Origin of the sequence: Shewanella sp. S1-49-MNA-CIBAN-0167 (assembly GCF_040310145.1) — a bacterium.
GTDB lineage: Bacteria > Pseudomonadota > Gammaproteobacteria > Enterobacterales > Shewanellaceae > Shewanella > Shewanella psychromarinicola.
In genome coordinates this window covers 26726-34913 of sequence record NZ_JBEOPO010000046.1, presented here as the reverse complement: position 1 = coordinate 34913, position 8188 = coordinate 26726, and the positions used below count along the sequence as shown (strand labels likewise).

The window sequence follows — 8188 nt, the reverse complement described above, 5'->3', positions numbered from 1 at the left end:
ATTTTTTGATTGCCAACATTCCGAAGAACAGAAGACAATTTCGAATAACTCAATACCTGTGAATGTCCACACAGATTTCTTGTTTAGATTGTTAAAGAACGTTGCTAACATGAACATCTTTCGATTTTTCATTCAGCGGCCGTTGACGCTAGGTCGTTGGCTTGGGGTGCGTATTTTACGCATTTCCCGTTTCGCGTCAAGTGTTTTTTCAAACTTTCTTTTCGCCTTGAACTCAGTGTTTTGAACCACTTAATTCAACCTAACTCGGTGACTGCTTTCGCTGTCTGCCGTGTCAGTGGATGCGCATTATAGGCAATACAAGATTTAGCGCAAGCCCTTTTTCAATGGATTTATCAAAACAACGCCTAACCGAACACAATTCAAACAAAGCGATGTTAAAACGATTAAAATCACATCAAAACCTATCAATTCATAACTTAATTAGTCCTTTTATTGTTTGTTCTTGTTTGTTTACTCATACAAGAAACAATAAAAGGGAAACTAACTATAGTACAAATTTGCTGAATGAAAACACAAATGGCGATTAGATCATATTAAAATGAAAGATGCCTACTGCTAAGTAGGCATCATTAAGCAATCAAAGAAGACTAGTTGGAAGTTAGAGGTGGACTTAACAGAGCTTAAAGCAATGAGGCTCCATTAATAGCAGGTCTTATTGGACATCATCTTTTTGTTGTACTTTATCAGTTGGTGCTGAATGGGAAGATGAATGGCTATGGTTATCAGACTGAGTGTTTTTTTTGCTTATCGGTTCATCACCCATTATGTGTTCTACTTTTAGCTTCTTAATCGTTTTGATAGTGATCACGGGTCCAGAGAGTGCATATATATAGAAACCAAGACAAAGTATGATTGCAGGTTCTACAGAGATAATAACGAAGACCCCTACCAGCAATAACATAACAATGAAATTCACTTTCCCCCGCCAGTCTACTTCCTTAAAGGAATGATAACGGAAATTACTCACCATCAGTAAACCCGTTAACGCAGTGATGATTGCCACTATATAGCTAATATCTGTAGGGTCGACTTCATATTTAGTGCCGCTCCAAATACTCCCAGCAATTAATGCAGCAGCTGCAGGACTTGCAAGCCCTTGAAAAAATCGTTTATCCGCCACACCCACTTGAGTGTTAAATCGAGCTAATCTTAATGCTGCACATGCACAATAGATAAATGCAGCTAACCAGCCGATTTTACCTAAATCCTGCAGGGCCCAGTTGTAGGCAAGAATGGCTGGCGCCATGCCAAATGAAACCATATCGGCCATACTGTCATATTCAGCTCCGAAATCACTTTGTGTATTGGTAAGCCTTGCGACTCTGCCATCAAGTCCATCACAAATCATGGCAATAAAGATAGCAATTGCAGCAGACTCAAAGTGGCCGTTCATTGATGAAATGACAGCATAGAAACCAGAAAACAATCCTGCTGTTGTAAATAAGTTAGGTAATAGGTAAATACCTTTATTTTTTACTGGGTGATCAGGCGATTTTTGCATACACTTCAATCATTACCGTTTTAGATGTTGAATTTATACTCAAAGATAGCATATTTTGAAACATTCAAGCATAACGTCAATTAGCTCTAGGATACTCACATGAGAATTATGCGGATAGTGATTGGTTTGGCCACGTTAGCATTTAGTACATCCACACTAGCGGCGGCGATTTACACTTGGGTCGATACTGCTGGTGTTGTACATTACAGCCAGCAACAACCCTTGAGTGTAGATGCTCGCAAGATTTATAGTGAAGATATAGAACCATCGAAAATTGGAACTCACACCCCACAAAAAAAGGTCTCAACTAAAGTGGAGTCTGAATTAGAACGATCGGCAAAAATCATTAATGAAAAAGATAAGCAACAGGCCAAAGATATCTGTGAAAGTGCTAAGCACAGCCTTAATGTGTTAAAGAGTCACAGCAAATTAAATCAGCAAAATAAAGATACTGGCGAGTCGGTCGTAATGACAGAAGAGCAAAGGCAAGCTGCAATTGCTGAAAATACCGAACGAGTTAGCTTATTTTGTCAGAGTAAATAATAGAAAAAGGGAGCTGATGCTCCCTTTTTTATGCCGATGTCATCTAATAATTCTCAATAACATTATTGAATAAATGCTAGCTTGCCATCTTCCACTATGACTTTAATCATTTTACCCGGTAGCAATTGACCCCGAAGTAATTTTTGAGCTAATGGATTCTCTACTTCTTGTTGTAATGCTCGTTTTAACGGCCTTGCACCATAAACAGGATCGAATCCAGCTTCAGCGATTAATGATAATGCCGCATCAGACAATTCAATATCGAACTCCTTTTCAATCAAACGTTTGCGCAGCAACTCAAATTGAATACTGGCAATATGCTTGATGTTTGCAGCGTCTAAGGGATGGAATACCACAGACTCATCGATTCGATTTAAAAACTCGGGACGGAAACTTTGCGTCACAACATTCATAACCCCGGCTTTCATCTCCTCATATGTCGTATGACCAAAGCCCTCTTGGATAATATCTGACCCAAGGTTTGAGGTCATAATAATCACAGTGTTTTTAAAATCGACCGTTCTACCTTGACCATCGGTTAAGCGACCATCATCTAACACTTGCAGTAATACATTAAATACATCCGGATGCGCCTTCTCAACTTCGTCTAACAAAATGACAGAGTAAGGTTTACGACGTACCGTTTCGGTTAAATATCCGCCTTCTTCATAGCCAACATAACCGGGAGGAGCCCCGACTAGACGCGACACAGTGTGTTTTTCCATAAACTCAGACATGTCGATACGTACCAAAGCGGATTCGCTATCGAATAAAAATTTAGCTAACGCCTTACACAGCTCAGTTTTACCGACACCTGTCGGTCCAAGGAATAAAAATGAACCGATTGGACGTTGAGGATCGGCAAGACCAGCACGACTACGACGAATAGCATTCGATACTGCATCAACGGCTTCATTTTGACCGATGACACGTTGGTGGAGTGCATCCTCCATGTGTAACAGTTTTTCTCGTTCACCTTCAAGCATTTTTGACACCGGAATACCGGTGGCTTTTGATAGCACTTCAGCAATTTCAACATCAGTAACTTTATTACGCAGCAATGTCATATCTTGCATTTCAGCTTGTGATGCTAAATCCAACTGTTTTTCAAGCTCAGGAATACGCCCATATTGCAATTCTGACATTCGAGTTAAGTCACCGGCGCGTCGAGCCACTTCCAAGTCCATTCTCGCTTGTTCGAGATCGGCCTTAATGTGCTGTGTGCCTGCCAATGCGGCTTTTTCGGTATGCCAAATTTCATTCATCTCAGCCGCTTTACTTTCAACATCTCTCAATTCATGTTGTAAAAAATCAAGACGTTTACGACTGGCTTCATCGGACTCTTTACTTAACGCTTGTTCTTCTAACTTAAGCTGAATCGCACGACGTTCTAATCGATCTAGCGCTTCTGGCTTAGAGTCAATTTGCATCCTGATACTAGACGCTGCTTCATCAATTAAATCGATGGCTTTATCAGGCAATTTTCTATCTGAAATATAACGATGCGACATCGTAGCGGCGGCCACAATAGCAGGATCGGTAATCTCAACATGGTGATGTAATTCGTAACGCTCTTTTAAACCACGTAAAATGGCAATCGTGTCTTCAACACTGGGCTCATCTACAATCACTTTTTGAAAGCGACGTTCTAGTGCGGCATCTTTCTCAATATATTGTCGGTATTCATCGAGTGTTGTGGCCCCGACACAATGCAAGTCACCACGAGCCAACGCGGGTTTAAGCATATTACCGGCATCCATCGCGCCCTCGCCTTTACCGGCTCCCACCATAGTGTGTAACTCATCAATGAATAAGATGACTCGGCCTTCTTCTTGGGATAGCTCATTTAAGACCGCTTTTAAACGCTCCTCAAACTCACCGCGGTATTTGGCTCCCGCAATTAACGAGCCCATGTCTAATGATAATACCCGCTTATTTTTAATCCCTTCAGGGACTTCACCATTGATAATACGTTGCGCTAACCCTTCAACAATGGCGGTTTTACCCACACCTGGCTCACCAATAAGTACTGGGTTATTTTTAGTGCGGCGTTGTAATACTTGAATAGTGCGACGGATCTCTTCATCACGACCAATAACAGGGTCTAATTTACCTTGCTCAGCGCGCTCAGTTAAATCAACGGTAAATTTTTTCAATGCTTGGCGTTGATCTTCAGCATTGGGATCATCGACTTTCTGTCCGCCACGCATGTCCTCGATGGTTTTCTCCATTAATTCTTTACTTGCACCAGAGTCTTTTAATGCTTTGGCAAGGGGATCATTATTTTCCAATCCGGCCAAGACAAACAATTCCGATGAAATGAATTTATCTTTACGCTTTTGAGCCAGTTTGTCACACAGATTCAGTAAACGAATTAATCCCTGTGACAGCTGAACATCACCACCAGTACCTTCAACTTGCGGTAAACGCTCTAACTCTTGACTAATAGCTGAGCGAAGTGCGCTTACGCGAATACCCGCTTGGGTGAGTAAAGAATGAATAGAACCAGAATCTTGATTTAATAGCGCCATCATTAAATGAAGAGGTTCAATAAATTGATGATCGCGTCCCAATGCTAGTGATTGGGCATCAGAAATGGCAATTTGAAACTTATTAGTCATACGATCGAGTCTCATACAATCTCCTAGGATCTGATACTAATATAACGGGAAATTAATTCAGAAATGAATAATTTGTTAACTTAAAGATGGGGGGCATTTAATGTAAATTCAAGCTTAAAACATAACCTAGATCAAAAAATTGTTGTTTTTTTGAGCGCCATAACAAAATTTAGGCCTTAAGCCAGATTAGCGAAGCCATTCGACCCGTTTGTTTGTTGCGACGATAAGAAAAGTAATCAGGATCGGTAAAGGTACACACATCAGCACTATAGGTTTGAATTACACCAGCTGCAGACAAACGCAACCTTGCTAATCCGACCAAATCGCCTAAATACTTGCTGTTGTGGCCAACAAAGTGCATTGAAGCTTGTGGGTCTTTATTGATAAAAGCATCACGCACCTCACTGCCAACCTCAAAGGCAGAAGGGCCAATTGCAGGCCCTAAGTATGCGATCAAACTTGACGGTGGAGAATGAAACATCGCCAATGCCTGCTCGATAACGCCCTCACACAAACCTCGCCATCCAGCATGAACAGCGGCTACTTCACTGCCTTGTTGATTGCACAACAATATGGGTAAACAATCGGCGGTCATTACCGTGCAAACATGGCCAAACTGATTACTGTAACTGCCATCCGCTAATGCTATAGCGCTACCTGGTATCAATGTTTGTACATCAACAACGTTAGTACCATGAACTTGCTCGAGCCAAGTTGGCTCAGCTGGCAACGACAATCGTTGGCGTAAAATGGCACGATTAGCCAATACATGTTGAGGCTTATCACCTACATGGAGCCCTAAATTTAGACTATCAAAAGGGCTTAAACTGACACCGCCATAACGATTAGTCATCGCAATGGCGACATTATCAGGTATTGGCCAATCGTGCTTGAGCATTATAAATACACTATCGGATGAAGCTCAGTATCTACTCGAAGTGCTTTTGTCAGCTCAACCATGTCATCAGGAATAGGCGCATGCCAAGTCATGATCTCACAGGTGAAGGGATGAGCAAGTTCTAAACGCACGGCGTGTAAAGCTTGGCGCTTAAAGCTTTTAAGTAATTCAAAAAATTCTGGGCTAGCGGATTTAGGCGGACGAGGACGGCCACCATAAACCGGATCGCCCACTAACTCATGACCAATATGTGCCATATGAACACGAATTTGATGAGTACGACCAGATTCTAAACGTAAACGCAAACGAGTGTGAGCACGAAACTTTTCTGCAACACGGTAATGAGTCACCGATGGACGACCACCATGGATCACTGCCATTTGAGTACGACGAGTAGCATGACGTTCGATAGGCTCATCAACCGTACCACCCGCCGTCATAGTGCCTAATACAATCGCTTCATATTCACGAACGATATCGCGAGCTTGTAGAGCTGCAACTAAATGGGTTTGTGCTTCAACCGTTTTAGCGACAACCATTAACCCTGTGGTGTCTTTATCTAAGCGGTGGACAATACCAGCTCTTGGAACATGCTCAATATCAGGACAATGGTGCAATAATGCGTTCATCAATGTACCGTCGGCATTACCCGCACCAGGATGGACGACCAAACCAGCTTGCTTATTAACCACTAAAATATGATCATCTTCATAAATAATGTTGAGGGCGATATCTTGCGCTTTTGCCCGCACTTCTTCTTCGATAGTCGCGGTCACTTCTATCTGTTGAGTTTCGAAAACCTTTTCCCGTGGCTTGTCGACTGTGATACCGTCAATAGTAATTGCACCAGATAGGATCCATTCCTTGATGCGTGTGCGCGAGTAGTCAGGGAACAAACCAGCTAATGCTTGGTCTAACCTCAGACCGGTTTGTGTTGCTGTGATCTCGCTTTTTAGATTAATCTCTTGTGTCATAGGAACCGTACCCCAGTTTTGGGGTCCAAAGTGAATGAGCTATCTGTTACAATCGGATGTTTTCTATTTTACCGTGATTTTACCGTGAAATAGAAAAAATCTTAACAACAACTTAAAAAGAATTGAATTCAAGTATGCATAAAATTGCCAAAGTTGCCGCACTAGTATTACTTTCACTGGCTATTACAGCCTGTAGTAGCAGTCCAGAAGACGTTGATGTTGCCAGTAAAGCATCACCTGACGTCTTGTATTCTCAAGCACGAACGTCAATGGAATTAGGTAATTACTCTAAAGCCGTCCGTTCACTTGAAGCATTGGACTCTCGTTTTCCATTTGGTCCGCACAAAACTCAAGTTCAATTAGACTTGATTTTTGCGTATTACAAAATGGATGATGCAGCCTCAGGACTTGCCAATATTGATCGCTTTTTACGCCTCAATCCAACGCATCCTAATATAGATTACGTCTATTATATGCGTGGTTTAACCAATATGCAGGCAGATAATTACTTATTTCACGATTTAATGAATATTGATCGTACCGATCGTGACCCAAAAAATGCCCAAGATGCATTTAAAGATTTTGACCGATTGATTAAATCGTACCCAAATAGCAAGTATGCTGCTGATGCACAACAACGTATGCAGTTCTTAAAGAACCGTTTAGCGAAATATTCTATTCAAGTTGCAGAATATTATATCAAAATGAACGCATGGAGTGCAGCGGCAGTTCGTGCCCAATCAGTCATGGAGAAGTTCCCAGGAACACCTTTAACTGAAAGAGCATTAGAGATAATGGCTAAAGCGTATGACGAGTTAGGTCAGGAAAAATTACAACAAAACGTTAAAGCTGTGATGAAAGCAAATTTTCCAAATAATGAGATATTAACTAACTAGTCATTATTGAAGCTCAACGACAGTTAACGAATATTTAGCATTAAACGCTCCTCGGAGCGTTTTTTTATACCTGACTCATCAGCATTAGTAAATTTCATATCTACTTATTTTACTCTTTTTACTTGGCGCTGTTATCACACCAGTAAAAAGGCACCATAACACCTTTTAACTTAGCAACCATCATAGGAATGAAGTATTTATTACACCATGGTGCTTTGGCTGAATAACACTCGATACGACCAAAATACATCCAAACAAATCTAATTTTGATATAAATATAAAAAAACAGGTTGACTCAGCAGGTCAAAACCCTTTAAATTGCGTCCGTCGCCCGAATAGCTCAGTCGGTAGAGCAGAGGATTGAAAATCCTCGTGTCCCTGGTTCGATTCCGGGTTCGGGCACCATATTTATATTGGTGGCTACAGCGACTAATAAAATAAAGTTATTTTGCAATAATGTTTTGCAGGTGTGGTGGAATTGGTAGACACGTCAGCTTCAGGTGCTGATGCTCGTAAGGGCGTGGAGGTTCAAGTCCTCTCACCTGTACCAAATAACTTTATCCGTTTTAACAAAAAGGCCTCGCATTGCGAGGCCTTTTTGTTTTGATTGTCTATCTCATTTCGAAATGCCAAGACAAACTATGTTGGTTTATTCAAATAGTACGACATCACCCCTTCTTCACTTACGGCAGCTAACTTACAGCAATAGCACACTGTAAATGATCCGTGAGTTC

At 41.4% G+C, this 8188-nt stretch carries 6 protein-coding genes and 2 tRNA genes; 4 read left to right on the top strand and 4 right to left on the bottom strand.

From position 1 onward, the window contains the following. Positions 1–673: 673 nt before the first annotated feature. Positions 674–1522: a CDP-diacylglycerol--serine O-phosphatidyltransferase gene (gene pssA, locus AAEZ00_RS17940; protein ID WP_351089309.1), complete on the bottom strand. Its 849-nt coding sequence runs from the start codon at positions 1520–1522 to the stop codon at positions 674–676. 99 nt (positions 1523–1621) lie between these two features. On the opposite strand from pssA, the gene AAEZ00_RS17935 reads away from it, so the two are divergent. Beyond that, positions 1622–2065, top strand: coding sequence for a DUF4124 domain-containing protein (locus AAEZ00_RS17935; RefSeq protein WP_124012390.1), 444 nt, complete (start codon positions 1622–1624; stop codon positions 2063–2065). Between the two features lie 62 nt (positions 2066–2127). Here the strand turns inward: AAEZ00_RS17935 and clpB are convergent, their stop codons facing one another. The 3 genes from clpB to rluD all read right to left on the bottom strand — a co-directional run bounded on the left by clpB (position 2128) and on the right by rluD (position 6558). After that, positions 2128–4701: an ATP-dependent chaperone ClpB gene (gene clpB / locus AAEZ00_RS17930; RefSeq protein WP_124012391.1), complete on the bottom strand. Its 2574-nt coding sequence runs from the start codon at positions 4699–4701 to the stop codon at positions 2128–2130. Positions 4702–4855: 154 nt separating this feature from the next. Next, positions 4856–5584 carry a peptidoglycan editing factor PgeF gene (gene pgeF, locus AAEZ00_RS17925; RefSeq protein ID WP_124012392.1) on the bottom strand — a complete coding sequence of 243 codons (729 nt, stop codon included), beginning with the start codon at positions 5582–5584 and terminating at the stop codon, positions 4856–4858. After that, positions 5584–6558 carry a 23S rRNA pseudouridine(1911/1915/1917) synthase RluD gene (gene rluD, locus AAEZ00_RS17920; protein WP_101034271.1) on the bottom strand — a complete coding sequence of 325 codons (975 nt, stop codon included), beginning with the start codon at positions 6556–6558 and terminating at the stop codon, positions 5584–5586. Before rluD ends, pgeF begins: the two co-directional genes overlap by 1 nt. 134 nt (positions 6559–6692) lie before the next feature. On the opposite strand from rluD, the gene AAEZ00_RS17915 reads away from it, so the two are divergent. The 3 genes from AAEZ00_RS17915 (at position 6693) to AAEZ00_RS17905 (ending at position 8004) form a co-directional block, all read left to right on the top strand. Further along, positions 6693–7454 (top strand): outer membrane protein assembly factor BamD, encoded by a 762-nt coding sequence (locus tag AAEZ00_RS17915; protein WP_101034270.1) that lies wholly within the window; start codon positions 6693–6695, stop codon positions 7452–7454. Between the two features lie 329 nt (positions 7455–7783). Continuing rightward, a tRNA-Phe gene (locus AAEZ00_RS17910) sits at positions 7784–7859 on the top strand. 58 nt (positions 7860–7917) lie between these two features. Further along, positions 7918–8004: transfer RNA gene (locus AAEZ00_RS17905), tRNA-Leu, on the top strand. The last annotated feature ends 184 nt before the right edge of the window (positions 8005–8188 follow it).